Origin of the sequence: Tolypothrix sp. VBCCA 56010, assembly GCF_050875635.1 — a bacterium.
GTDB lineage: Bacteria > Cyanobacteriota > Cyanobacteriia > Cyanobacteriales > Nostocaceae > Hassallia.
In genome coordinates, this window is sequence record NZ_JBPAOH010000001.1 from 1 (window position 1) to 26,643 (window position 26,643).

At 42.4% G+C, this 26,643-nt stretch carries 19 protein-coding genes and 1 pseudogene; 7 read left to right on the forward strand and 13 right to left on the reverse strand.

The window, feature by feature from the left end:
* Positions 1-514 (reverse strand): annotated as a pseudogene (locus AABK37_RS00005) (hypothetical protein); the annotation flags it as partial.
* Positions 515-554: 40 nt separating this feature from the next.
* Positions 555-1,292: a class I SAM-dependent methyltransferase gene (locus AABK37_RS00010; protein WP_432549576.1), complete on the reverse strand. Its 738-nt coding sequence runs from the start codon at positions 1,290-1,292 to the stop codon at positions 555-557.
* 516 nt (positions 1,293-1,808) lie between these two features.
* On the opposite strand from AABK37_RS00010, the gene AABK37_RS00015 reads away from it, so the two are divergent.
* Both AABK37_RS00015 and AABK37_RS00020 read left to right on the forward strand, forming a co-directional pair.
* Positions 1,809-2,195, forward strand: a complete 387-nt coding sequence (locus AABK37_RS00015) for an SET domain-containing protein-lysine N-methyltransferase (protein ID WP_432549577.1) — start codon at positions 1,809-1,811, stop codon at positions 2,193-2,195.
* 129 nt (positions 2,196-2,324) lie between these two features.
* Positions 2,325-3,104, forward strand: a complete 780-nt coding sequence (locus tag AABK37_RS00020; protein WP_432549578.1) for a hypothetical protein — start codon at positions 2,325-2,327, stop codon at positions 3,102-3,104.
* On the opposite strand, the gene AABK37_RS00025 is transcribed toward AABK37_RS00020, so the two are convergent.
* The 4 genes from AABK37_RS00025 to hetZ form a co-directional block, all read right to left on the reverse strand.
* The gene (locus AABK37_RS00025) at positions 3,101-4,534 is read right to left on the reverse strand and encodes an MATE family efflux transporter (RefSeq protein WP_432549579.1); all 1,434 of its coding nucleotides are present in this window, start codon (positions 4,532-4,534) and stop codon (positions 3,101-3,103) included. The genes AABK37_RS00020 and AABK37_RS00025 overlap by 4 nt on opposite strands.
* A 188-nt stretch (positions 4,535-4,722) precedes the next feature.
* Positions 4,723-7,035, reverse strand: a complete 2,313-nt coding sequence (locus tag AABK37_RS00030; RefSeq protein WP_432549580.1) for a transglutaminaseTgpA domain-containing protein — start codon at positions 7,033-7,035, stop codon at positions 4,723-4,725.
* Between the two features lie 441 nt (positions 7,036-7,476).
* On the reverse strand, positions 7,477-8,457 hold the full coding sequence (locus AABK37_RS00035) for a PatU (protein ID WP_432549581.1): 981 nt from the start codon (positions 8,455-8,457) through the stop codon (positions 7,477-7,479).
* On the reverse strand, positions 8,450-9,640 hold the full coding sequence (gene hetZ / locus AABK37_RS00040) for a heterocyst differentiation protein HetZ (protein ID WP_432549582.1): 1,191 nt from the start codon (positions 9,638-9,640) through the stop codon (positions 8,450-8,452). Before hetZ ends, AABK37_RS00035 begins: the two co-directional genes overlap by 8 nt.
* 204 nt (positions 9,641-9,844) lie before the next feature.
* Between hetZ and AABK37_RS00045 the strand changes: the two genes are divergently transcribed.
* The gene (locus AABK37_RS00045; protein WP_432549583.1) at positions 9,845-10,318 is read left to right on the forward strand and encodes a hypothetical protein; all 474 of its coding nucleotides are present in this window, start codon (positions 9,845-9,847) and stop codon (positions 10,316-10,318) included.
* A gap of 83 nt (positions 10,319-10,401) precedes the next feature.
* Here the strand turns inward: AABK37_RS00045 and sds are convergent, their stop codons facing one another.
* Positions 10,402-11,373, reverse strand: coding sequence for a solanesyl diphosphate synthase (gene sds / locus AABK37_RS00050; protein WP_432549584.1), 972 nt, complete (start codon positions 11,371-11,373; stop codon positions 10,402-10,404).
* A 1,136-nt stretch (positions 11,374-12,509) separates the two neighbouring features.
* Here sds and AABK37_RS00055 point away from each other — a divergent pair.
* Complete coding sequence (locus tag AABK37_RS00055) at positions 12,510-12,707, forward strand: hypothetical protein (protein WP_432549585.1); 198 nt, start codon at positions 12,510-12,512, stop codon at positions 12,705-12,707.
* Between the two features lie 134 nt (positions 12,708-12,841).
* On the opposite strand, the gene murI is transcribed toward AABK37_RS00055, so the two are convergent.
* The 4 genes from murI to AABK37_RS00075 form a co-directional block, all read right to left on the reverse strand.
* Complete coding sequence (murI, locus tag AABK37_RS00060; RefSeq protein ID WP_432549586.1) at positions 12,842-13,678, reverse strand: glutamate racemase; 837 nt, start codon at positions 13,676-13,678, stop codon at positions 12,842-12,844.
* A 224-nt stretch (positions 13,679-13,902) separates the two neighbouring features.
* Positions 13,903-15,825, reverse strand: coding sequence for an N-acetylmuramoyl-L-alanine amidase (locus tag AABK37_RS00065; protein ID WP_432549587.1), 1,923 nt, complete (start codon positions 15,823-15,825; stop codon positions 13,903-13,905).
* A 1,018-nt stretch (positions 15,826-16,843) separates the two neighbouring features.
* A complete protein-coding gene (locus tag AABK37_RS00070) occupies positions 16,844-18,730 on the reverse strand; it encodes an N-acetylmuramoyl-L-alanine amidase (RefSeq protein WP_432549690.1) in 1,887 nt (628 codons plus the stop codon).
* Between the two features lie 631 nt (positions 18,731-19,361).
* Positions 19,362-20,825, reverse strand: a complete 1,464-nt coding sequence (locus AABK37_RS00075) for a cation:proton antiporter (protein WP_432549588.1) — start codon at positions 20,823-20,825, stop codon at positions 19,362-19,364.
* Positions 20,826-22,500: 1,675 nt separating this feature from the next.
* Between AABK37_RS00075 and AABK37_RS00080 the strand changes: the two genes are divergently transcribed.
* Complete coding sequence (locus tag AABK37_RS00080; protein ID WP_432549589.1) at positions 22,501-23,550, forward strand: response regulator; 1,050 nt, start codon at positions 22,501-22,503, stop codon at positions 23,548-23,550.
* A 413-nt stretch (positions 23,551-23,963) separates the two neighbouring features.
* Positions 23,964-24,710: an SIMPL domain-containing protein gene (locus AABK37_RS00085; protein ID WP_432549590.1), complete on the forward strand. Its 747-nt coding sequence runs from the start codon at positions 23,964-23,966 to the stop codon at positions 24,708-24,710.
* Here AABK37_RS00085 and AABK37_RS00090 read toward each other — a convergent pair.
* Both AABK37_RS00090 and AABK37_RS00095 read right to left on the reverse strand, forming a co-directional pair.
* Positions 24,700-24,855 carry a hypothetical protein gene (locus AABK37_RS00090; protein WP_432549591.1) on the reverse strand — a complete coding sequence of 52 codons (156 nt, stop codon included), beginning with the start codon at positions 24,853-24,855 and terminating at the stop codon, positions 24,700-24,702. The genes AABK37_RS00085 and AABK37_RS00090 overlap by 11 nt on opposite strands.
* The gene (locus AABK37_RS00095) at positions 24,839-25,192 is read right to left on the reverse strand and encodes a single-stranded DNA-binding protein (RefSeq protein WP_432549592.1); all 354 of its coding nucleotides are present in this window, start codon (positions 25,190-25,192) and stop codon (positions 24,839-24,841) included. The genes AABK37_RS00090 and AABK37_RS00095 overlap by 17 nt, the downstream gene beginning before the upstream one ends.
* 369 nt (positions 25,193-25,561) lie before the next feature.
* Here AABK37_RS00095 and AABK37_RS00100 point away from each other — a divergent pair, with 369 nt between their 5' ends.
* The gene (locus tag AABK37_RS00100) at positions 25,562-26,569 is read left to right on the forward strand and encodes a rod shape-determining protein (protein ID WP_432549593.1); all 1,008 of its coding nucleotides are present in this window, start codon (positions 25,562-25,564) and stop codon (positions 26,567-26,569) included.
* Positions 26,570-26,643 lie beyond the last annotated feature (74 nt).

Sequence of the window (26,643 nt, forward strand, 5' to 3'; positions counted from 1 at the left end):
TTGGCGTAAGCCTGTTAGAGCAAGTTCTGACGGTGAATGAAGAATCCCCTGCCTTTCCGAATAGATGAGCGAAGCGATATCTATTCAGGCAGGGGAGTGTCAACTCATTGCCAATTACTAAAAACACGTCACGAGGATTGGCACCGCTAAAACCGCTCGATACCTGCCAAGCTGGAGTGGAAAAAGGGGCAGAGTAATCCGCAATATCGATATGGCGTACCGTTACTCCTTCTGATTCGAGAATGTGGATGAATTCCTTGAGGTCTTTGCGTCCTGCTTCAATGAATTCTTTTGAATAAGGAACTCCTCCTTCACCCACCAACTTCTCGATATCCTCCCATTCTCCGGGAGGCACAGTCCATTTATTAATGATGTCCCACGATGGGAACATCGCGCCATCAACACTGCCGACAATCACCTCTTCAAGTGGGTCCCACTCGTTACAAGAATTAACAAGACAGGTTGGCTTTGTGAGTGGTAAAGGACTCTCTAAATCTTGGTTAATTTCACTCATCACAAACAGCTACCATGTTTACGATTGATATTACACTTCCTCATTTAAAACACTCAAGACCAACTAAAAACTGATGGTTGATATAAATCTGCAATAATTCCTTGCTAAAATTCTGAACTCCTTCTGGAGAAACCCTTGGTGGGTGCCAGCAAATATCTTTAAAGCCGACAGTTCGGAATGCCCATTCATAGGTTTCTCTTTTCAATAAATAATCTTCAAATATACACTCTTTTTCGTCAACAATTTCTATGAATCTAACCGGGTCTTCCTGAAAGAATTCAATTCTGGAAGTCGGAAAGGACTCTACCAATAGTTGCCAGATATCGGGAGATAAATCGGGATTCAAGCCGACGGTTACGTAACGACCCTGCGGCTTCAGATTGGCATAAATAGCTTGACACACTTTCAACAGTTGTTCTTTTGTTGGGATAGTGCTAAGTACAGAGAAGGAGACGCCAAGATCGAAACTTCCAAATTCCCCAAGTTCACACATATCACCCTGGATGTATTCAATTCCCAGTGGGTTTATGGCTTCTGCCTCTTTTGCCAACTCTAGCATTTTCTGAGAAATATCTACTCCTACTACTCGTTTTGCGCCCATCTGCTTGAAGATTCTGGCATGAGTTCCTTCTCCGCAACCGAAATCAAAAATTGCTTTTTCGGTAACATCACCGATTATTTTAAAGAATGTATAGTCACCTACATACTGGAAATACCAAGTATCGCTGTCTCTGATTTCTTTATAAATATGAGCTACTTGGTCATAGGCTACGGCCATTTTTTACCTCCAAAAAAACTATTAAAACCTTAGATCGAAGACTTTGCATGACAAAAACAGTCTTTTTTTTCTCCTTTTCTTTGATTTTTAATTCATGGATGCTTTAGGATTGTCTAACGCTTCTTTTCTGCAAGAAGTCCCAAGCGGCTTCCAGGGCTGTAACTATGAACCTGATAATTGTAGACGGATAACGCAAAAAGAGCAAGGAAATAATAGGCGTGACAATCATTTAAGGGACTTCCAAGGAATAAAATCACCAGTTATCAGAATGATAATCATTTTAGTCATCAATATTAATTCTGACGATGCACCTTATATTTACTCTTAGTGCAAAGCTTTTCATGAACATTTAAACAGAAGAAAGCGGTTGCCGCTTTCTTCTCCACCTAAAAATAATTATCATTAGTGAAAGCGTCTAACATACCCAATGCAGGAAAGGGATTATTTAGCTTAGAATTTGCACCAAAAGGAAGTATAGTTTATCTACCAACTCCTTTTTACCTAAAATAAAAAGTTGTGAGCGAAAAAGAGTATCGAGAAGAGTTAAGAACAAGAGATGAATTTCCTCTAAATACGGGCATGAGATTGGGTGGTCATTACTTTATTTGCAGTGATGAAATTACTGATAATACATGTTATATTAATCATGCAAATAATCCTAATCTTTTGTCATGTCTTGGTTTCTTTTTTACCCTAGATGATATCCACCGTGGAGATGAATTAACTTTAGATTATAGGTACTTAGAATTTGCAGGAGAGGCAACACTGATAACGAGCGCTCAAGATAAAATTCTTGGTTTATCTGCTAAGGAAGCCTTGTTACAGTCCGCCCAAAAATTAATAAACCTTTTAAATGAAGTTGAAGATATTCATTGTTTTGATTTGCTTAGCGAACCTGATTAAGTTTTTAAATTAAAAATAGATGATGTTTATATTACAGGCATCTTTGTGACTATAATCTTCAAATTTCATTACAAGAGCTAAAAAAAGTTGCGGTAATGTAAAGTTTCACTGTAAATTTTTGAAAAACTAATGGAATTAGGACAAGTGTCTGAAGCTAATCTTCCAGAAAAATTAACAAATTTTACGGCTTACCCCCAGACAGAGCAAGCTTGCCGAGATGAACTTAGTCAGGCTACTGTTGACATTGATTCATTTAAGCAAAATCGTCAGCGTTGCTCCTTATCTAGCTGTGACGGTATGTGTTGTTATAATGGAGTTAACGTTAACCAGGAAACGGCTGAGATTATTCAAAGAGTCGTCGAGGAAGAAGCAGATTTTTTTAAAAATCTTGGTCTTGATTTACCAACGCAAGTCATTATCGATGATCAAGAATATGAAGACTTGACGGTTGAAAACGTGGAATGGAAAGGTCTATGTTCGGTTAAAAAAACAGCACTAAAGGAGAAACCATATTCCATTCTCATCAACGACTATCCAAAGCATTTCAGAAACACAGTCTGTGTTTTTACTCTGGATGATGTACGCTGCGGATTACAGGAGCTTTCCAAAGCAAAAGGCTTACATCCCTGGTACTATAAACCCTTCACTTGCTGGATTTTCCCAATTCTGATTGCTTCAGGGGAGAATCAACCTCAAATATCTCTACCCAGTCCCGAAACTGAACCTTGGTATCTACCAGAGTATGAATTTTATGGTTACTTCACAAAAGCGTTTTGTGGCAAACCTTCTGATTGCGGGCAAGTAGGTTATATTCTGTTGCAGGAAGAACTGAAGTTTTTGTCAGAGATTGTTGGTCGGAACTTTGTTGAAGAAATCCAAGATTCAGTTGGTGATGCTAACAGAGGCTAAGAACAAGATTTCAATACAGGAGTTTGAGCATCGTCAGTAGATTTAATATTGTCTAGTGCTTCTTGATCGTCGCTAGAGTGGATCAACTCAGAAATCAAAACGTAAAAACGATAGATTAAAAACACTGTAGATAGTGAGATTCCTATAGTTAATCCTGACCATAAGCCGATAGAACCCCAATTGAGATGGAAGCAAAGCAGGTAACCGCTTGTCATCCCAATACCCCACTGAAACAGTATGTTAATCACTAAAGGTAAGCGGATGTCTTGGATACCCATCAACGTCCCTAAAGCAATTAGGTTAAGTCCGAAAGCTATGAGAAACAGTGCTGAAATTCTCAACAAGGGGATTGCAGACGCGATCGCCATAGTATGATCTGGCTCACTTGCATCTAAAAAGATGGTGGTAATCTGCTCTGAAAATAGACATAAAGCAACGGCAATTAGGCTAGTTGTGGCTATACCGATGGCAATTGTGGCAAATCCTGCCATCTTTGCACCAGTGGGGTCACTCTGACCCATCATTTGTCCCACTCGCGTCATGGCAGCGTAAGAGATCGCTGTCGGCACAATCAATGAAACTTCTATAGTTTGGACGACAATTTCATTGGCAGCTAGCAATGTTGTTCCCATATAGCCGCTTAATAAGGCAATTAAGGTAAATAAGAACAATATGGAAGCGTATTGCAATCCTAGGGGCCAGCCGTTTTGCCAAAGTTCTGCAAACACATCTTTATTGAACTGTAGAGAAGCAAATAGTTTGTATTCGTTAAACCAAGGATGGAAACCAATTGCGGCGGCAGCAGCCAGGAAATTCACCCAGTAGACAAAGGTGCCAGCCCAACCAATCCCCGCTAATCCTAAGGCTGGCAAGCCTAACTTACCAAATATTAAAAGGTAATTAGCGAGAATATTCAGGGGAATGCTAGTTAGGGCGATCGCACTAATGAGTTGGGGACGATTGAGGGCTGTGGCAATCTCCTTGAGGATCAAGAAACCTACCGCTGCTGGAAAAGCCCAAACAATGGCTTTTAAATAAGTGCTAGTTAAGGCTACCGTGTTTTCTTGTTGACCCGATAGCATCAAAATCGAGTCCAGATGCCAAGTGAGCAACATCATTGGTAAAGACAGAACAACCACCAGCCAGAGTCCTTGAGTGAAGATTTGGCGAATGCGATCTATGTCTCCAGCACCAAAGGCTTCAGCCGCTAGGGGACTGCCTCCTTCTAAAACCCCCATACACAAGAAAACTAGAGTATTGAAGGTGATCGCACCCAGAGCACCAGCCGCGAGGGATTCAATGCCTAACAATCCCATCATCACGCTATTGATAAAACTCACGGATGCTTCTGCTAGTTGAATGCCCCCCAAAGGCACTGTTAATTGCAAAGTGGTACGGATTTCTGATAGGAATTTTGAGGGCGATCGCATTCAGTTAAGTACTCCTAAGTTGTAGTAGTCAGGTCAATGATTTATCCTCTAAGTGTATCTAATTAACCTTTAGACTAAAACAGTTATATTTAGAATCAAAAAAGGGGTGTAATTGAATACACCCCCAGTCTGGCTGAAGCACTATCGCATTACCAACTCTTAGCCGCGAAAAAAAGTTGCAAATCGCACTAATTTTTATTAGCCTTTTTCATTTCTTGCCATCTTTGTCGCAGTTGATTCAAATTTGGAGCCTGACCGCCATATCGCCAGCTATTATATGCTTGGCAGATTTCATCTATTACCTCAGCCGTTGCTCTTGAATGATGCTGGTATGAAACGCTAGCATATTCTAAAGGTGTTTGTGCCGGGTGCTTGCTAAAACCTTTTTCAGCTAAAGTTTGCAGCATTTGTTGATAAAGGCTTTCCATTGGAGGCAATTTTCTGAAAGTACGCTGCTTTAACCATTTTCGCCACTGTACCAAACCCAACCAACTTAAAAAAGCCGTTGTAGTTGCTAAAATTAAGCCTGTCAATACACCTAGCCAACCTTGAGAAAATAAAGCAAAAAATTCAGAGAACGCTTTACCTATCCAACTAAATATAGCCCCAAATACATTATTTAATAAACCTGTCACCGACGAGGGCAACCAGCCTGCAACCCAATTCCAAAATTGCCGCAACACGCTAAAAGTCTGAGTCTCTTCTATCGAAGGTGGAATCAGCGGATGATTGGGAATTGGATCAAACGTAAACCAACCATGTTTGGGGAAATACACCTCTGTCATTGCATAAGCATCGGTGTTGCGAACAACATACATCCCCGTAAATACATTAAACTCTCCGGAACTAAATCCTGCCACCAACCGCGCTGGAATGCCAATAGAACGCAGCATCACCGTCAAAACTGTAGAAAAGTGGTCTGGATAGCCTCCTTTTTGCTTAAACAAAAAGGTTTCTACCAAGTCTTCTTTATCACCTAAATAAGGCAGTCCTAAGGGATTTTCGGGAATAGAATAATTTTGCTTGAGATATTGAGCTAAATAAAGTGCCTTTTCGTAAGTTGAATCAAGGGATTTTTCTGACTTTCCGACTCGTTCCCGGTTGTAATTAGCTAAAATTTCTTCGGTGCGGTGTCGGACTTTTTCGGCAATTTCTGGGGGAATTTGTAGATAGTAATTTTTAATATTTTGGGGATAGTTAGTTGAAGCCTTTCCTAAAGAAGTGCGATCGCGGTAAGGTACATCGGAAATTATCGTATATGTCAGGTCTGATGATAATCCCACAGGCGATCGCAAAGAACCTTCTTTATCAACAGCTATCATCGGTGTCGGAAAGTATACTTCTTTCGGATAAGTCATAGCCGGAATCAAGTTAGGCAAATCCGACACCAGAGTGTAAGTTTGTACTATTTCTTTAGTTGGCGTATTTATTGCTGGGGGATTGAGATAAATTTGGTAAGACCAAGGCGATCGTTTAACGGTAAGAACTTGTTCGTTGCGGGAAATCTCCCATCCTTTACCCGTATAGCGATCAAACGCCAACACACGCCAAAAACCTTCCGCTTGCGATCGCACCCGCATCACTACCTTGGGTTTCATTTCTCCCCGCAGGTTTTGGTTAATCTGGCTATTAAAACCGTAATAAAACGTATTATCTAATTGCCCTGGTTTGCCGTTTTTATTTTCCGCCGTGCCGTTGCTATTATACGATTGATTATTGGCATTACCAAAGCGGACATAACCGGGATTGATGATAGTGCGTCCTGTAAAACCGCCTTTAACTTCGATAGGGGAACTTACAGGGAAAGTCCGTAGTTGATAGCCCGGAAAACGCGGCATAACAGCAAAAATTACCAATCCTAGCCCGACAATTAAAGTAAAAAGTAAAAAGTAAAAGGGTAAAAGAGAAGATAATTTTCTGGAGTTTAGCTTGTGACTTTTACCTTTTTCCTTTTCTAAGCCGAGGCGAGAACGGTAATCTATAACTAAAGTTGGCAGAGCGATCGCTAAAAATAACATTAACATTGGCGCCAACTCAAAAGTTTGACTTAGCGTCGCTGCCACACCAAGCAAAATCAGCGCGATCGCAATTGAATACCCCAAATTTTTGCGGCGAGGCATATCAAAACTGTGAAGGACTTGTAATTGAATTAGTAACTCAGCTAAACCCAGCCGTGTATCATTCAACTCGCCCAGCAATCGCCCTAAGAAAGCACCAAGTGCTACTAACATTCCAATGGCGATACAAAACTTAACCGATACATTAGCATCTCGACGATGGTAATAACTCCAAATCGCACCCACCACGCTTAGAGGAATTGCCCAAAAACTAAATTTCGTTTGAGCTGCAATATCCGTCGCCAAAATTCCCACAATTACCAAAGCTAGCACCAGCACCCGTAAGGTAATTGAATCTTCCACTTCGATTAAAGGTGAAGAATGCAAATGCCGCCAATAACGATTAACAGGTAAACGCCAACTTATCCTAGACAAATTAAACATTTTGATGAGAAAGCAGCTAATGGGTGTACAAGCAGGCGCCATGATGCAGAAGCAACGAACACTACTGCTTTGAAAGCGGGAACTTACACCATTTGTCCGTAAGAATCTCAAACCAGCCTGGGTCGGCAGACTACCCTTCACCGAACGCCAAGGGCGAACGTTTGTATAGCCGAGCCAGTGCGTTGGTCGGCTTTGCCGACTTGAAGCACCTGGCGTTTAGGCTTCCAGCCTGAACGCGAGTGCGTGCGCTTGGCGCAGGGCGATATTCCGCGCATCCTTACAGAAAATTAGTATTACCAAAAAAGCGTGTCTTCTTCATAGCCGCTTTTCGTAGACGCCCTAACGACCGCTTTTTTTAAAAGGATGAACCTCAAAACCAGGATAACTATCTTATCAATCGGCGTTTATCAACACTTCGCGTGCTAGCTATGGTAATATGGGCTACATCATCGGCAAAATGACAAACAAAAGTGATTGTTGCTCTAATTCGGGGAACTCAACTGACAAAGTATAAGTCTGGTTAAGTGGCTGACCGTATAACTCAACACTTACGCAACCCGAAGTAGAAGACATCGTCCTTGCTTGAGTGCCATTTCCTTGGAGTGTCAAAATCCCCGCCGTGGGTAGCTCCCCCATGACGCAGAGTTTTGTCACTCTACCCTGAGACTGATATTCTACTTTGAGGTTGATAGCGCCGGCGCTAGTTAGCCATTCTCTTTCGACTGCTGGATTGCTATCTGAAATTGGCAAAGTCAGATTTTCCAGTAATTGTTTAGCTGCTAGCAAAGATAAAGCCATCTGTTGGCGTTTTCCTAAATCGGAGTAATCGCTTTCCTTGATCGGCATTTTCTCTAGAGCGCCTACAGAGCGAGAGGGACTTCTTAGCACCATTCCTGCTAAGTCGTTGAGTGCTTGGGCATCGTTAGGAAACAAGCTCTCGACTACCTGAACTAATTTTGCCCCCAAAGGCAGAGAAGATACCAGCATTGCCTGACATTTTTCTAGCAATTGCCGAAAAACTTTTTCAGGTAAAGACACCGGTATATTCAGTTTCGATTGCTGTGCCATCCACCCGTATGCTGGAACTAATGCAACCGAAGGACTGTCTACGTAATCGGGGTAATCTTTTAATTGGGTTTCCCAAGGGAATAAAGGCGGGTGGTCTTGAATTTGGACTTGCAGCCGACGTTTAATGACGGCTTGGAAACGTTCTTGCACAGTAGGAATTTCTCCCAGTTGAAAGGTTTGGGGTATCCCTTCCGACTCAAAATCACCACTTGTGGAAGTGGTGGTTTCAAAGAGCGGATTTTCTACCCCGTCAATTTCCTCACATTCAGCCGAGGGATGCTTGCCAGCTTCGGCATCCGATGCCAAAAACCAAGCAAGTAACTGGTGTTGTAAGGATTCTGAGTCACTATTCATGAGTAGATGCACCTGATCCGGACACTAACGAGTTACGAATTTCCCAAGCTTGCTCCAGAATTTTAAACCACCGCTTTTGCAGTTGTGCCATTGATAACCCTAAAGTTTTGGCAATTTTTTCGTCAGGTTGTCCTTGTTGCTTCAACTCTAATAAAGACCGTTGTTTCTCGTCGAGTTGTGCGGTGTAAATTTCCCATTGTTGAGGAGTCAAGCCCAAGTTAGTGGGCAAAGAAGCTTCTAACCACTCGTGAACCAATTCCCAGCGATGCAGCAAGGCAAAACGAATCAGATGATATTTAAAGCGTTGCTGCAAGTAATCGCGCTGGCGAGGAGTTAAACCTAAAATTGACTCAATTTCTTGCGCGGATAAATCTTGAAGGCGAAGGGCGAAGTAATCAGCACAGTCGGTTTGTTGCCGTTGTTCGAGATAGTTCATTAACTCCGTAACCACAACAGAACGCAACGTGTCTTCTTCGGGTTCGGGTTCGGGTTGCATCGCCATCGCACTTCGCAATTGCTGTACGGCTGGATCTTCCCAAGAACCATCGCCTTCATTAGCGCTACCTTCTGCGGCTTGTTCGATGTCTACAGAGCTTTCGTTCGGCATTTGTTGAGAAAAAGTTTGCGCCCGCAAAATAATCAGCTGCTGCTGTCGTCCTGGTAGGGGAATCCGGCGCTTGCCATAGCGCTCGGTAAATGCCATATACTCTGCTAATTCCAGAAGACTCTGGGGGCGATAGGTAGAGGTAAGCTGATTTTCGCGCCGGAAAGCGTTTAACGCCTCCAAATAAAAACTTTGTAAGAAATCTTCAATGATCGTCAACCGTCCCTGATAGCTCAACTGCCTCTGAGGAGGATTAATGTAACGGTAGATAATCGCACTCAAAGTGCTATGTAATTCGACCCTACCCCGATTTGAACCTAACTGGTAGTATCTGAGACACTGTTGTAGCCTATGTTTGGCTAAGGTCATCGCCGAGCTTTCCACTGCACCGGAAGCTTGGATGCGTTTACTTTCATTGCAAATCCGGTAAACTTCGGCGCTAATTCGTGTAGCCACGTCGTGGCAATTCTGCTCCGAAGCTTTGGTTAATTGGCTTAACTCCTTGAACAGAAGTTGAAATATCCCCTCCACTCCGATAGAATTTTCTCCCTGAATAGTTGCGGTTGCGGCTAAATTCATAGTCTCAGTTTAAAAAAACCCTAACATACTTGGTTACAACCTGTATGAACGTAGGTATTAACTTTTTGGGTTTTGCGTATAAGCTAAACGCAGGCAGATCCTGTGTTTAGGATTTGCTTCTCATCTATTATTCCCAACTTATAGTGAGATTATTCACACGTAAATATCTTACAGCCATTACCCAAAAGTTATTTGCAGGTCGTTATGGACTTAAAAACACAAATTCAATTGCTGATTGACAATGCACCCAACGATGGTATAACACCACAACTTGTCACAGCAATCGCCCCAGTTATTAGCGCGATCGCTTCTGAGTTACGTCACCCCCAGTATTATATTCTCCAAAATTTGGAAAAAGACTGGGTTTTAACTACATTGAGCAACCGTGCTAATCCAAAGAAGGAAAAGCGTGCGATTTACGCTTACCCTACCTTACAGGATGTTCCACTCAGCTTGAATGCTGGGCTTGACCCTCAAGTAATAGCTGCACCCGTTTTGATTGCTGACATTTTGTTTCAACTTGTGGCATTAGAACCCGTAGATAGTATAGTTTTTTTTGAGACTCCTGGCATGAGTACCAACGCTGTGGAAATTAAGCGAACCGAGTTACAGCAGTTAATTCAAGAAACTTTGCAACAAAAACATTCTCGCCCGAAAATTCCACCTGATATTGCTTAAAAGGGCTGGGGACTAGTAAATAGGGACTGGGGACTAAGCAAGTATTCCCAATCACCAATCCAAGAGTCCCCAATCCCCAGTTTTTAATAGAGCCGGCTCAGTACATAATCAGTCATGTTAGTCAGGGCTTGCCGGCATTCTGAGGGTGGGAGAACTGCTAGATGTTCAATTGCTAGTTTGGCATGTTCGGCTGCTAACTCGCGCGATCGCACTATACCCTGACTATCTTCAATCAGCGCCAGCGCTTGCTCTAAATCGCCAATGTGGGCAAACTCTCGTTCAATCAACACTTCTAAGTATGGTTTTTCTTCCAAAGCGAATAAAACTGGTGCAGTCAAATTCCCACTGATGAGATCCGATCCGGCTGGTTTACCTAAGGTATCCGTCGAAGAAGTGAAATCTAAAATATCATCCACAATTTGAAACGCCAAACCAAGATTACGACCGTAGCCATACAAATGTTCGGCAGTTTCTTGGGAAACGTCGCTCAGTAACCCGGCTGCTTTAGAACTGTTGGCAATTAACGACGCAGTTTTGTAATAGCTCTTTTTTAAGTAAGTTTCAATCGAGGTGTTAGTATCAAAGCGATTTAGTCCCTGCTGGATCTCTCCTGAAGCCAAATCCATGATCACCTCAGACAGCAGTTTCACTACCTCTAAGTTGTCTAGGTTAGCTAAATACCAGGAAGATTGAGCAAATAGAAAATCTCCGGCTAATACCGCAATGCGGTTGCCAAACAAACTATGAACTGTCGGAACGCCACGCCGCATATCTGATTCATCCACCACATCGTCATGCACTAAGCTTGCCGTGTGAATCATTTCTGTAATTTCTGCTAGGCGTCGGTGTCGCGGCGTGATTTCTTGCTCTAGCATTGTTGAGCGCGATACTAATAGAACAATTGCCGGTCTTATGCGCTTGCCCCCAGCTCCAAATAAATGCTCTGCCGCTGCATAGAGTATGGGGTGGCGATTTCCAACTAGCTGTTTCAGGTTGTCTGCTAGTATTCGCAGGTCTGCTTCCACTGGGGAAAAAAAGGAGGTAGCTGGGGTCATGGATGGGCGGACTCTGGCTTAAGTTAAGAAAGTTTACATATCCTATACTCATTTTAAGATAAGCCTGTGCCGTCGCAAAGTTTTCGCGATCGCAATCCTCGCTATCCTTCACAGATACCCTTATTTTTTAATGTTTCATCTCCAGCTTTGATTTCCCACTCATTTTATATAATTTTTTCTTATAAAATATCTCTCTTTCTTTTCAACTGCTAATCGTAAGTCCGAGGTTGATAAAATAGCATGACTCGTATACGCATAGCCTGTTCGTCAAACACCGCTATTCTGAAAGTTTGGAAATAAAATATACTTTATTCTCCTCTGTATAGTTAAGGAAATTTCTGAAAGAGTTTTATTAAGCTTCAAAATAACCTCCATAAGATAGATGTAACTATGCGCTTTAGTAATAAATTTCTTTTTGCTTATAGAATCTGTAAGTGACGTTCGCAACAACACCTGAAAGTATCTATAAATACTAGAACCATTATTTATTTGCAACTAAGACTAAATTGTTTCACCATGATTGTCTGGCTGCCTAGAAATTTTGAAATTTAGCACTAAAGTTGGCTAAAAGTGTGGACTGTTGTGTTACGCTAAAATTAAGGAATTTAAAATTTTTGAGAAATTCACCCCAAAAAGATAAATCATCAATAGGTGATTTTACTCATAAACTGTGGTGAGTCTAAATAACTTGTCGTAGGTTGAATCAAAGAAATTATTCTTTTGATTTTTGCTGCGATGTGCAAACTTACACGGGAAGGCATTTGGTGAGGGCGGTTTTCGCCGCAACTGATTGTCTGTTGGGAGCTAAGGGTTGCCCTTATGGGGAAACCGTTACACGATTTGCTGCATACGTTGAGCATAAGTGTTGCTCCTGCCATGTGGTACGCTTTTTAAGAACGCAGACTGGTAGACTGCTGAAGCAGCAGTTGTAATTGCTATTTAGCAATTTAACTGTTGTGGTAGGTATGGTCTGTGAAAAAACTAATTTAATAATTAATTGGTTAAGCGTAGAGAATAAAAACTCTATGGAAAAGTTCCTATAGCAAACTACAGCTATCAAAGATTTACTTTGTTGGCTGAAGTTCTACTAATTTTATGCAATTTTATATTCGTTTGAGAAAGGTGCAGGTAGAAGAATGATTTACGGAAACATGCCTATGATGATTTTTGTTTTAGCTGCGGGTTATTTATTCACCGTCTATTTATTATTAGCTCTGGCGAAGCGAACAGGGCAAAAGCCTGTACCTAAAAGTGTCACTTCAGCTTATAGTGGAAAACATAAGCGGGAGATATCGCTAACGCCAAATGTGACGAAAGTAGTTAATAGTCAATAGGAGCGGTAGAGACGTTCAGTCCGGAACGTCTGTACGGGAGTTGGGAGTTTAGAATTCAAAACTCAGAACTCATCATTCCTAACTTCTAACTTTTTAATTAGTCTTTCTGGATGTGAGAAATTGCGGCATCGCTCTCAGCGCACAACTTCAACCATTGGGGTACAGCCAAGCCACGGTAACGAGGACTGGGCAAACTGTTGCGGACAACCACTGACAGCGAAGCGAGTTGGCTGTGGTGGGTGGGTATTTTTTAAGCCCAGAAGGTTTAACTCTTGGGTACAAGCGGCAACAACATGAACAGCTGGGTCAACTAACTTGACAGAGGAAGGTAGAAGCGATCGCAGTACTGGTTCTAAGTGCGGATAATGGGTACAGCCGTAAACTAAAGTATCAATTTGCTGCTGTATTAAAGGTTCCAAATAAGACCGGGCAACATCAGTAGTGTAAGGGTCTTGAATTCGGTTTTGTTCAATCAGGGGTACAAACTCCGGACAGCCGACTTGCCAAACTTGCACATCTGGATCAATTTCCAGAATAGCTTGCCGATAAGCATTACTTTTGGCAGTTGCTGGGGTCGCAATTACCCCAATCCGCTTTCCTTGTTGGACTGCTGCCCTCGCTCCTGGGAGAATGACTCCCTTGATCGGCAGGTTAAATTCTTCACGTACCGTCTCTAAAGCTAAAGCAGAACTGGTGTTACATGCCATAATTACCATTTTCACTTGTTGCTGTTGCATCCAAGTGAGAATTTCCCGCACATATTGTAAAATTTCTGCCTGCGAACGAATACCGTAAGGAAGTCGAGCTGTATCCCCAAAGTAAATGATTGATTCGTTGGGGAGTTGCCGATACAGTTGTCGCAGTACCGTCAAACCACCCACACCACTATCAAAGATGCCAATCGGGGCACGTTGGGGTTCAAGATCGGAAAAATGATTTTGATTGCCTTCAAAAATGGAAGATAAAAGCACAGTTTGATTTTTAGTTAGGTTTTGGATTTAAGATACAGGATTATTGGGGATTGGGGATTGGGGATTGGGCAATGGGCAATGGGTAATGGGTAATAGGTAATGGGTAATGGGTAATGGGTAATTGTTTAATGAGCAATGGGAATAAGAGATTCTTTCCATGCCCTATGCCCTATGCCCCATGCCCCATGCCCTATGCCCCATGCCCAATGCCCCATGCCCCATTTCTAACGTTGTAGATACCTGAGGATACCACGAGCGATCGCTTCCGCCATGCGATTTTGGTATTCTGGGTTTCCTAATCGGGGATTATCCTCGCGACCGGTCATGTAGCCTGTTTCTACAAGAATTGAGGGCATAGAACTTTTCCTGAGAACATAAAATCTGGCTTTGCGCGTTCCTCGGTCTTTGATAGTACTGATGTTTTGCAGAATACTCCGGCGAACTACTTCCGCCAAACCATAACCGCTGTCGTAATAATAAACTTCTAACCCATTCACATCTGGGCGCCTATCAACTGAGTTAGCGTGAATACTGACAAACAAAGTAGCACGAGCTCGGTCTGCTATATCTACCCGTCCCTGAAGTTCAACAAAATAGTCAGAATCCCGCGTTAGAACTGCATTTACGCCATTTTGCTCTAAAATAGCGGCGACTCTTTTACCAATAGGCAAAATGACATCTTTTTCTAAAAGTCCTCCCAAACCGGGCGCACCGGAGTCTTTACCGCCATGTCCTGGGTCAATAACTACCACCGGTCGTCCTATGGGAGCTCGGCGTGAGGGTGGCGGCGGTGTCGGTCGGTCGTTAGTAAGTGGATCTGGGAATGGGACTCTGTTTGGTGGTGGTAGGGGAGGGAAAGGAAGTGAAGATGTTGTTACCCGCCGAGAGGGTTGTATTTGTAAAGCGATAAATTGATCGCCAACTTGGTTGAGTTCGCCAATTTGCGCTCCTTGGGCGGGTTGAACAAAGATGGCAACAGTATTTGAGTCTTGCTGTTGCAAGCGTATTTTCTGAATCGGGCTATTAGGACTAAATACCGGACCTCTAACAGAGGGAGCCAAGCGAGCATTGGGAATGGTGATGCGGTAAAATCCAGTGGATCTATCCCAAGAGCCGTTAGCCGATAAATTGCGATCGCCTCTAACTATCAATTGCGTGCCAGTAGCTGCCAGTTCTACAGACTGAATTGTTGCTGGCAAGTTGGCTACAACTGGTGGTGGGATGGGGCGTGGGTTGTTGCTTGCAGGAACTGGTGGAATATTACTACTTCCCGGTAATCTGACTACACCAGTATTCGGTAGAACTACAAAACCACCAACACTACTGCTACTTGCCCGCCAGTCAGAACCATTTTGGTCTACCTGCATAGTCATGCGGACAACAGGTGGGCTGGTTTGTAGTTGCGAAAATTGGATGCGGTTGACACCGTAGCGATTAACCGGCACATCCCGTTGCAACAAAGTTGGTGATAAAGATGCGCCAGCGATGTCAATATTAATTGCCCTTCTATCGTCGCTGCGATTTATTTGAATCTGAGGATTACTGCCACTCGTGCGGACAAAAAATCCATCCCCTGTAATCCGCAAATTTTCAATTTGAGTCGTTCCTTGTGCGGCGCTGATAGCCGATGCCTTCGTAGCTGGGGCTAAACTACTCGGTTGGGTTGTCACCACATTGTAAATATTTCTGGGCGGTAAGGCGTTGGTAGCTGTTGGTTGCGTCGCGGCAATGTCTGTGGGCTGAGTTCCTATTCGCTCTGCTACTGGCGTTGGTATTTGTACAGTCCAGCGGCTAGCAGTTGTGCCGACAAATTTGACCTGGTTGGGGTCTAGGGTATAACCAGGAATCAATTCGACGACGATGCGAGTTGTTTGTTCATCAAACTGCCCGACACGAATTGAGGTAATTGCACCACCTACCTGCTGCCTTAGCTGCGGACGCCCAAAGGTTGTTCCGGGCAAGTCAATTACTAAACGAGTCGGGTTAAAGATTAATTGTGCCTGGGGTTGAACAGCGCCTGTAGTATTAATTTCTAATCGGTTTTGGTTGGCATCAAAACGCCAAGAGTCCAATTTCGCCGCCAAAGTTGGCGACGATAGCATCAAAATACTTCCAAAAGTACCGGGTAGTAACCAGTGTAATTTCACAGTCCTTTCTCCTGATTCGCATTCATGGGAGCCGTCAATCCGTCAAAATATTGATAAATCCTCACACCGTCACCGCCCAATCTTTAGCTTTGATGCTGCGCTCATGGCGCGTGCGCTTGTATTAAAGACACAGCTAATGGCGTAAAATTTTAGCACGCAATAGTCAATTTGCCATGATGTTAAAGCATAAAAGTTCTGTCTTTAAAGCATCAGATTACACCAAAAAAGAGCTTATCAGAATAACTCATACTTAGCGATCTTCGGGTTAATTACACTTGAATCAGCCAAGAATTGATGTATAAATGGATTTTTGGTGTTTTTTGCACAAAGTTAGATAAATGTCAAGTGCTGTCAGTTGGTGAGGCAAAGCTGGTGAAAAGAGGCAGTTCTTAGCAGGGAGCGATCTTGCAGGGGGGAGAGGCGCAAGACATACGCTTGTACTCCTTCCTGTGCCAAGCGGACAAAGAAGGACGGGGCTTCATACCCATGTTCCGCAATTCGCTCCACTTCGTTGGGGTTGGGCTTGCTCCCCCTGCAAGATCGCCCCCTTCCCCTCTGCCTATAAAGGTGAGGTGCTACTCTTTAATATTTAGGAATGAGCGCTTTTCCTAAAATCTTGTAGGGGCAATTCATGAATTGCCCCTACTTACGACACGGTGTCAGATATTCTCATTCTGTGATATTGAGAAAAATATATGTGGGGTGTTATAGCGGAAAATTAATCACCTCTGGATTAGGAAGGCGCTTGGGGAGGCAGTGCGTTGCGGAGCCAGTGCCGTGCGGAGGTTTCCGAGGCAGCGCGTTGCGCGGGTTAAGCGCGTTGTAGCGACTGCCGTTCCGTTGGGGCATCTGGCGTTGGGGTACCAAGCGTTGTAGCACCTGCCGTCGCTTGGGTTAGGGAAAATCTATTTTTATCATGAGTGTTGTAGATGGTGAGCGGCTCTTTTTTAGTTACACATTTTTATTGCTCAGTTGAAAAAATCATGATTGTGTATTTACTTAGATTGGCTAAATTGAGTTATCTTTGCTTTAAGTACTGGAGGACACCGCGAGCGATCGCCTCCGCCATTTGATTTTGATATTGTGAATTTCTTAGTTTAGCGATATCCTCCCGACCAGTCATGTAACCAGTTTCTACGAGAATTGAAGGCATAGAACTTTTTCTCAAAACGTAAAATCGCGCTCGTCGCACTCCTCGATCTCTAACATTCACACTTCGGAGAATGCTGTTATGGACTATACGAGCCAAGCCTAAACCACTGTCGTAGTAATACGTTTCCAATCCGCTGACATCCGGACGTTCTGAACCGGCAGAATTAGCGTGAATACTGATAAATACATCAGCATTAGCTCGATCTGCTAAATCTACTCTTCCCTGAAGACTGACAAAATAATCAGAATTTCTTGTCAGTATCACTTGCACCCCACTTTGCTGCAAAATCCGCGCCAACTTTTGACTAATCGGCAAGATGATATTTTTCTCTTGCAGTCCCCCAATGCCAACGGCACCAGAGTCTTTACCACCGTGTCCAGGATCGATCATAACTACCACTCGTCCCGACGGAATGCGGGGACGACTGCGCGATGGTGCGGGATATCGAGCGTTTGGATCTGGAAATGGAACTTGACTTGGTAGTGGTAAGGGAGGTAAACCACTAATCGGGGGTATGATTCGCCCAGAACGTTGCACAGAACGTTTTAATTGTAAAGCTATAGTCTGGCTATTGGTTTGGTTTAGTTCCCCAATTTGTACTCCCGGATTTGGTTGGACAAAAACAAGCACAGTATTTGAGCCTGACGATTGCAGACGGACTCTAGCTAGCGGGCTATTGCTATTTAAAACCGGACCTTTGATTGAAGGTGCTAATCTAGCATTATTGATGCTGATACGGAATAAACCAGAAGCTCTATCCCAGCCACCAGTAGCAGATAAAGTGCGATCGCCTTTGAGGAGCAATTGCGTACCATTACCGACAAGTTCCACAGACTTAATTGTAGAGAGTTTATTATCTGTGGGAGTATTTGGCGGTAGTTGTGGTAAGGAGCTAGTGCCACTTGTATTATCCAGATTACTACTAGCTGGCAATCTGACAACAGTACTGGGCAGAAGTACCAAACCACGGGGACTGTTAACATTTACCCGCCAATCTGAACTATTTTTATCTACCTGCATAGTTATGCGAACAACAGGTGGTTGTGTTTCCCGCTGAGTGAATTGAATGCGCTTGACACCATAGCGATTAATTGTCCGTTCGCGCTGCAAATTAGGCGATAAAGAGGCACCGGCAATATCGATATTAATTGACTTTCTGTCGTCGCTGCGATTTATATCAACTTGAGGACGGGCACCAGTCGTGCGGATAAAAAAGCCATCTCCTGTTGTAAGTAAATTCTCGATTTGCGTCCCCGCGTTTGTGGTGTTGGCAATTTTGGCATCTGGTTTGTTATTTCCTATCACCACATTGTAAAGATTTCTGGGGGAAGCGACTTGCTGTGCAGCTGGTTTTGGTAATTGTACCGTCCAGCGACTGGCAGTTATGCCAACAAATTTCACCTGTTTGGGGTCTAGAGTATAACCTGGGCTAAGTTCAACGATTATGCGAGATGATTTATCCAGCTGCGTGACATTGATAGAGCGAAATCCGCCATTTAACTGCTGTTGGTTTGGCGTTGGCGTAGCCTCTCCTACGGAGAATCGCTCAAATGTTGTTTCTGGCAAGTCAATTACCAAGCGCGTGGGATTGAAGAGTAATTGCGCTTGGGGTTGAACATCTCCGGTGGTATTAATTTCCAACCGATTTTGATTAACATCAAAACGCCAGGATTCCAATCTTGCAGCCAAAGTCGGTGACGATAACATGAAGATAGTTCCAAAAGTGCCAGGTAGTAGCCAGTGTAGTTTCACAGTTCTTTCTCCTGATTCGCGTTTGCGTTTATCTGTCAATCTGTCAAAATATTGGCAAATCTTCACTACCCTTGCCCCCAAACTGTCTGCGAAGCGTGCTTTGGTATCAAAATACATTTAATGACGCCATGAATGCACTTTGCTTTGAATTTTTCATGTTGTTAGCACATCACTTTGCAGCATCGTTCGAGTATTCGATTGCACTAACAAAGAAGTAACCACCAATTAAAGTCAGCAGTCAATCTCACGCTTATGATACTTGACTCAAGCAGGGATTTGTGTTGAGTTGTTTCTGGTAATTGATGCTGATGCACGCTCGTCAAAAATTTCAACTGTTGTTAACTGATGAGGCAAAACTTGTAAGTATTACTTCCTAATTGCTTGTAAAACATCGCATCGATTATTGGGACGCTTGAAGGGGAAGACTGCAAACAAATAACATTATGTTAGTAATAATTAGAAAAAAAACTGCTAATATTTTACATTTTTAGGCGACGGATGTTAAAGATAAAAAGTTTCCTTTCTTTGCTCGCTTTTACCCATGACAGATTACTGAGTTATGAATGAGCAGTTTTTAATTAACTACTCACTCATAACTCTGTTAAAAATACGTCTTTAAGTGGGACTTTGATTAATGCCCATCTGGGGTTGCTTCTGGATTTGCGGCATCATTTGACTTTGAATTGATCGCAGTTGGTGATTCAACTGCCAACGGTGTACCAGAAGTGTTTAAAATCAGTTCGCTTGCAACACCCACCGCTTCTGAATCGGGAAATACAATTCGTAACAGAGGAGGAGCTAAAAAGGTGGTAAGAATAACCATCATGATAATTGCTGCTTCCAGTGGTTTGGAGAGAATACCAATAGAAGAGCCAATACCAAGAAACACTAAGCCAACCTCGCCTCTGGGAATCATTCCCACACCAATTGCCAAGCGGTTAATTCCCGGTTGACCAAACACCGTTAAGCCTGTAACTACTTTACCGAAAATGGCGACTAAAATCAGGAAAGTAGCCATAATTAAACCTTCACGGTTGCTGGGAATTGCTGGGTTTAAGACTCCTAAATCGGTTTTTGCGCCAACAGTCACAAAGAAAATCGGCACCAGCATATCAGCAATGGGAATGACTTGCTTTTGCAGTTCTTTGCGCTTATCAGTCTCTTCCAAGACTAAACCAGCCGCAAATGCGCCGAGAATCGCTTCTAGTTGAATAGCTGCGGCAAGATATGCCATGAGAAAGGCGAAGATAAAAGCAGGTATCACCAATCCGCCGCGTGTCTGAAGTTTATCAGCGATCGCCACAAAAGATTTATTGAAAAAGTTACCGAGAGCGATCGCACCCAACAGAAAACCACTAGCGCTGATAATCAAATAAACAACTTGGCTGACATCCACCGTACCATTTTTGGCTAGGCTAGCAACTACCGCTAAAACGATAATTCCCAGTACGTCGTCAATCACCGCAGCACCGAGAATAATCTGTCCTTCTCTAGAACTGAGCCGCCCCAATTCTGACAATACCTTAGAAGTAATACCAATACTCGTTGCAGTCAAAGCTGCCCCGGCAAAAATCGCTGGTAAGGCATCGATACCGAACAAAGTCATCAATCCGACAGTGCCAGCAGTAAAGGGTACTGCTACCCCCACCACTGCCACAACACTAGCTTGAATACCCACTGCCATCAAGTCTTTTAAATTCGACTCCAAGCCGATTTCAAACAGCAAAATGATCACACCCAGTTCTGCCAAAACCGAAACCACCTCAGACTGCGCTGCAAATACCCCAGCAGCAGCATCTGGACTTAAACCGGCAGTGCTTTGGAGAAAGCTAATAATCAAATTAGAACTGTCTGTACCACCAGAAGAAAACACCAACAGATGTAGAACAGACACACCCACCACCACACCGCTAACGAGTTCACCCAACACAGGTGGTAAACCAAATCGGTTGGATAACTCCCCACCAACTTTGCTGGCGAGGTAAATCACTACTAAACTTAGCAGCACGGCTGCTAGTACCATTGAACTGTCTGCTGTTTCTGTTGCGCTTGCCAGCAGAGGCAAAGAGAAGTTAATTGCACCTAAAAACTGCATTGGTTCTGTAAAAATCCTTCTCTTTTATTTAAACCAATTATTATAGATGCGCTACAATCAGCTTCTTTAAATTAATTGGTAGCTTTTGCTAATTCCAACAGACGCTGCAATAATACTCAGACACCGGAACTACCGACAATCGACAAAGACGCAGCAGGTCAAAGTTTTCCCAATTAGACTGTAGGGTGCGTTGTGCAAGAGCGCAACGCACCAACGACTGTCTTTGGTGCGTTAGGTAAAAGCATACAGTCGTTGGTGCGTTAGCTAAAAGCATAACGCAACGCGGCTATGCTACAACGGAGGGAACCTCCCAACGGGAGAGCCACTACGAATAGACGGTACAGGCAACCGCGCCCGTGGACTGACCGCAACGCACTGGCTCCCCTACAATTTAAGTTTATTAAGTGCAATTTAAGTTTATTAAGATAGTTTGAAATCTTCCTGCCACTTACTTAGCATCCTGCTTGATTTTAGCTAGCGTTACGGTGGTGGGTACTTTTCTGATTGCCTGCACATCTACAACCACCCGTTTGACATCATCCTATGTTAGATCGGCATCAGGTTTACTGATTATTTCCGCTACACCGACTTATTAAGCTTTTATTTCAATTAATTTCCGGACGGGAGTGCAAAAACTCTGTAATATCTAGGTGAAATAACTTTTGGATCAGCTATGTGCGATTCTACGTTGTTGTAATAAAAATTAACCTAGTCGGAATAGCTTTCTCGACTGCATCAAAGAGTAAAAATTAAACATTTTCAAAGTTTGCTGTTATCTTAAGTAGTATCACTAATTTTCAGCTACTACTTAGGGTGCTTTCCTCAAATTTCAAAGTACGCCTATCTGTGAAGGTGTTAGCTTCTGCATGTGTTTGCATTAAAAAATTTATCTTTTGCACAATCTGAGTACCGATGAGCGCGATCGCGTTTGACAAAGCTACTGGGGATTGGGGGAGTCGCAGCAATTGCGGATCGAGTAGTCATCTATCATCAAAAGCAATCGCGATCGGGCGATCGTTCTAAGATTCGATTAACAATCATTGCAAGTGAAGCACTCAAAACTTGCATTAACAACCAACCATACTTTAGATTCCATCGAGCAAATGAGGCTTTCGATTAAAAAGGAATGCGTTCTTAAAATTCTTCCGCAAAGCATTCGTTCTTTTAACTTTGCTGCATATTTAATGCAGATTCTTCAAAATACCACAAGAAATGAAAAGCTTTTTTTCTTTTTCCCTTTTCCCCTCCTCGGTAATGCCTCTGACACTGCTAAAACTGGGGGTGCGCTAATTAATCTCACAAAATAAAATATCTTGAGTCTGCGAAAAACCTTAGGGTAAACTTCTCAAAAAGTTAAGCGTCGGCAACAGTATCTTAAATATAAACGTCTACAAAAGTTACTAATAGAGATGAAAAAATTGTCAAAATTTCGGAAATGACTAATAATTCATTTGACCAAGTTTCTTTTTATCTCCAAACAACAGTAGATATTTTTCAGAATTTACATGCTAGTGTCGGAAATTCCAATTAAATTAATTTTTCCAACACTGTATTAATTGACGGGTGAAAATTTATCAAACTAAAAAAGGGACTAGCTCAGTTTTAATTATGTTTTGAACGTTTCCCTGTTCTTGAAAATCTAGACAATTGTTGACTTGAGTAAAGAGTATTTACAATGAATACATTTCCTATTTTTCGATACAGAATTTCACAGAAATTAGAACCTTTATCTCTATTAAGTCAAATAACCAGTAATTCTTCTACTTGTTGTTTGCAAGTATTTAGTGCTTCAGAATCTTGGTTAATCTATGTAGAGAAGGGAAAACTAGTTTATGCCTGCTATTTAAATAATATGTTTGATTTGCTTGATAGAAAGTTGCAGCACTTGAGTCAAGAAATTCTTACTTTAAATAGTGGAATTAAGCAGCAGTTGCGTGCAAGATTTGAAACTAGTGTTGAAAACCAAATAACACCACGTCCAGATTATATGGCTATTTGCTGGCTAGTCGAGCAGAAATATATTAGCTCCGAACAAGCAAGTATCCTCATCAAGGAATTGGCATTAGAAGTCTTGAAGTCATTTGTTCTTTTAAACGAGGGTAATTATGAAATTACTCCTGAAAGCTTCTTGAACGATATGCCAAAGTTCTGTTATCTAGATGTGCCTTCATTAGTTGAACAGTGTGAAAACAAATCACGAAATCCGAAAATTATCGAGTCAGCAGTTTTTCAACAGTCGTCTTTTCAACCTTTAAACCTTCAACCACCAACAGAAATAACAACTGGACAAGAATTGTCACAAGAAAGCATTCTTCTAGATGATAATATTCCCAACAAACAAGAACAATATACAAACAAAAAAAGTTACAAAATCGTCTGTATCGATGATAGTTCAAGTGTCTTGAATGTTATGAAACTATTTTTAGACGATCAAATATTTTCTGTTATCGGAATTAACGATCCATTGAAAGCTTTAACACAAGTCATCCGCAGCAAACCAGATTTAATTTTACTAGATGTTGAAATGCCAAATATAGGCGGTTATGAATTCTGTCGGTTATTACGTAAACATTCATCTTTCAAAAGTATACCTGTAATTATGGTGACAGGAAGAACAGGTTTGAAAGATAGAGCAAAGGCAAAAATCGTTAGGTCTTCAGGCTATTTGACCAAGCCTTTTACAAAAGCTGAGTTATTGAAAATAGTATTTAAAAATATTGGTTAACACTGAATTGAAAAAAAAAGAATCTGGGAATTGCAAAATATAAAACAAATGTAATGTCTAGCAAAAAATAACGTTTTTTGTTAATAACTATGCTATGAGAATCAACTATCTTTTTCCCAGTCATCTGGCTAAATTAAAGATGAGGGATACCAGAAGGCACTACAACCCAGCTTAAAGATATGGAATGCCATACTGGCAAGGTTACTAACTAAAGCCGGATTTGTCATAATTCGCTGACAAAACACCCGATCCTCTTCTACTAACCCCTAACCATTAACAATTACCACTATTTCAGTTGCAAAAAATGTAACCGCTCTCACCTTTGACTATTGCAGTGCGAAAGTAGGAACATATCACTGGTGACGCAATAGTTGAAGCGTCTACAAATAATTGTTTGAGGAGTGGAACAAAGTATGAATACAACTGTTTTAGCTGGTTCTCGGTTTAATGCTGGCAAAATGTGGAAAACACTGCCTTTTGTCTTGATTGCATGTATAAGTTTTGCTCAACCTGGTTTAGCAGAAGAAAGAGAAAAAATGTTGCGAACCCTCACCGTTACTGGTCGCGGGATGGAATCAATTCCGACAACTTTATCTCTAGTAAATCTAGGTGTGGAAGTTCAAGGTAAGACTGCACAAGATGTACAACAAGAAGCTGCCCGCAGATCGTCAGCCGTGGTAGCGTTGCTCAAAAGCCGGAATGTAGATAAATTAGAAACTACGGGTATTAGACTTAACCCAGTTTATAGCTATAACAATAATGTGCAGCGAATTACAGGATATGCGGCTACAAATACTGTAAGTTTTCGCATTCCTATTGAGAAAGCTGGTACATTATTAGACGAAGCGGTGAAAGTGGGAGCTACGCAGATTAATAGTGTTAGTTTTGTCGCTAGTGATTCAGCGATCGCTCAAGCCCAAAAACAAGCACTCAGAAAAGCTACCCAAGAAGCTCAACAACAAGCTGATGCCGTTTTTGCTTCTTTAGGCTTTAAATCCAAAGAAATAGTCAGCATTCAAGTTAATAATGCGAATGCACCCACCCCACCGCCTATAGCATATAGTAGGAGCGCCAAGTTAGAAGCACAAGATGCTTCTACCCCCGTTGTTGGTGGAGAACAAGAAGTAGACGCATCAGTAACGCTGCAAATTAGTTATTAACTGGGCAATGGGCATTGGGCAATGGGAATTGGGAATTGAAGATTGAAGATTGAAAATTAGGAATTGAGAATAAAGCCAAATCTCTTTCTATGCCCGATGCCCGATGCCCGATGCCCGATGCTTCATTCTCAGTTATTAAAGTCATCCCCCATATCATCTGCATCCCGCTTGGAACCCAACAACTCTAGTTGGTCTACTTGGATAATTGGTGATGAGCGAGTGATGCCGGTATTGCGATCGCTCCATGAGTCGAACTTTAAGGAACCTTTAACGGCGATTTGCTTGCCTTTTTTTACGTAGTTACCTGCTACTTCCGCCGTTTTTCCCCATAATTCTAGGGTAAACCAATCGGGTTCATCACTGTTGCGCGATCGCCGATTTACTGCCAGTGTTAACCGACACTTAACTTTACCCGACTCAAAATACTTCATATCTGGGTCAGTGCCAACACGACCAACCAAAGTCACAACATTGATGCTCATATCTTTCACGCTTTAGTACAGGTGTACTGACTTCTCCTGACTTCCATAATAGCTAATTGCAAAGCAATTGAAAATATGTTAAATAATTAACAATTATAATTACTTAACAAATGAGAAAATTTTCGCTATTTTACCGAAAATTTTATACGGATCTACTGATCTAGCGGGAGAATATCAAAAAGTAATAGTCTTAAACATAGTAAAGATTCCCAAATATTACTGAGAAAATAGTCTATTTTACTAGACTATAGATAAAAAACGTAATAAAATCCAGCACAAATCACTCTTATGGTAGTTGTCAAAAGTATTAAATATTAGGGGGCGTAGAGAGGCGTGGGTCTTTTCAGTAAATTTTCCTTATCGCGGGATATGGGTATCGACCTCGGTACCGCCAACACCCTAGTTTATGTATCTGGTAAAGGTATTGTACTCCAAGAGCCTTCAGTAGTTGCCATCGATCAAAACGAAAAGGTAGCACTGGCAGTTGGAGATGAAGCGAAAAAAATGCTTGGTCGGACACCGGGAAATGTGATTGCGCTGCGCCCCTTGCGCGATGGTGTAATCGCTGACTTCGATACAGCCGAGTTAATGCTAAAAAGCTTTATTCAGCGTGTAAATGAGGGCAAATCTCTGGTTTTACCACGGATTGTCATAGGTATTCCCAGTGGAGTCACAGGTGTAGAACGGCGAGCTGTAATGGATGCAGCCACCCAAGCAGGTGCAAGAGAAGTTTATTTAATCGATGAGCCAGTAGCAGCGGCAATTGGTGCAGGGCTACCTGTTGCTGAACCGACTGGAAACATGATTATCGATATTGGTGGTGGCACCACAGAAGTTGCAGTGTTGAGTCTTCAAGGTACGGTAATCTCCGAATCAGTTCGCATCGCTGGTGATGAACTGACCGAATCGATCATGCAGTATATGAAAAAAGTTCATAACTTAGTGATTGGAGAACGCACCGCCGAAGATATCAAGATTAGCATTGGTTCAGCTTATCCCACTCATGAAGACGAAGAAGCGATGATGGAAGTCCGAGGTTTACACCTGCTCTCTGGACTACCGCGCACTGTCACCATCAAAGGTCCAGAAATTCGTGAAAGTATGGCGGAACCGCTTTCAGTAATTATTGAAGCTGTGAAGCGAACACTAGAACGGACACCTCCAGAACTGGCAGCAGACATTATCGATCGCGGCATTATGTTAGCCGGTGGTGGCGCTTTGCTGAAAGGTTTGGATACACTAGTTAGTCATGAAACAGGCATTGTCACCCACGTAGCGGCTGACCCTTTGAGCTGTGTTGTGCTGGGAACAGGGCGTGTATTAGAGAACTTCAAGCAGCTGGAACGTGTTTTCAGCGGACGTTCTCGCAATATGTAACACATGGAACAATTTTAGATATTGGGTTCTACATCAAGTGAATCCAATATCTTTTGCAAAAATATTCTTAGAAA

Bases quoted from the DNA above. Each gene is read 5' to 3' on its own strand.
- AABK37_RS00090 (WP_432549591.1), bottom strand. From the start codon at position 24,855: ATGACTTTAATAACTGAGAATGAAGCATCGGGCATCGGGCATCGGGCA.
- AABK37_RS00055 (WP_432549585.1), top strand. From the start codon at position 12,510: ATGATTTACGGAAACATGCCTATGATGATTTTTGTTTTAGCTGCGGGT.
- AABK37_RS00075 (WP_432549588.1), bottom strand. From the start codon at position 20,825: ATGCAGTTTTTAGGTGCAATTAACTTCTCTTTGCCTCTGCTGGCAAGC.
- AABK37_RS00085 (WP_432549590.1), top strand. From the start codon at position 23,964: ATGAATACAACTGTTTTAGCTGGTTCTCGGTTTAATGCTGGCAAAATG.
- AABK37_RS00010 (WP_432549576.1), bottom strand. From the start codon at position 1,292: ATGGCCGTAGCCTATGACCAAGTAGCTCATATTTATAAAGAAATCAGA.
- AABK37_RS00095 (WP_432549592.1), bottom strand. From the start codon at position 25,192: ATGAGCATCAATGTTGTGACTTTGGTTGGTCGTGTTGGCACTGACCCA.
- AABK37_RS00025 (WP_432549579.1), bottom strand. From the start codon at position 4,534: ATGCGATCGCCCTCAAAATTCCTATCAGAAATCCGTACCACTTTGCAA.
- AABK37_RS00100 (WP_432549593.1), top strand. From the start codon at position 25,562: ATGGGTATCGACCTCGGTACCGCCAACACCCTAGTTTATGTATCTGGT.
- sds (WP_432549584.1), bottom strand. From the start codon at position 11,373: ATGACCCCAGCTACCTCCTTTTTTTCCCCAGTGGAAGCAGACCTGCGA.
- hetZ (WP_432549582.1), bottom strand. From the start codon at position 9,640: ATGAATTTAGCCGCAACCGCAACTATTCAGGGAGAAAATTCTATCGGA.
- AABK37_RS00080 (WP_432549589.1), top strand. From the start codon at position 22,501: ATGAATACATTTCCTATTTTTCGATACAGAATTTCACAGAAATTAGAA.
- AABK37_RS00020 (WP_432549578.1), top strand. From the start codon at position 2,325: ATGGAATTAGGACAAGTGTCTGAAGCTAATCTTCCAGAAAAATTAACA.
- AABK37_RS00030 (WP_432549580.1), bottom strand. From the start codon at position 7,035: ATGTTTAATTTGTCTAGGATAAGTTGGCGTTTACCTGTTAATCGTTAT.
- AABK37_RS00035 (WP_432549581.1), bottom strand. From the start codon at position 8,457: ATGAATAGTGACTCAGAATCCTTACAACACCAGTTACTTGCTTGGTTT.
- AABK37_RS00045 (WP_432549583.1), top strand. From the start codon at position 9,845: ATGGACTTAAAAACACAAATTCAATTGCTGATTGACAATGCACCCAAC.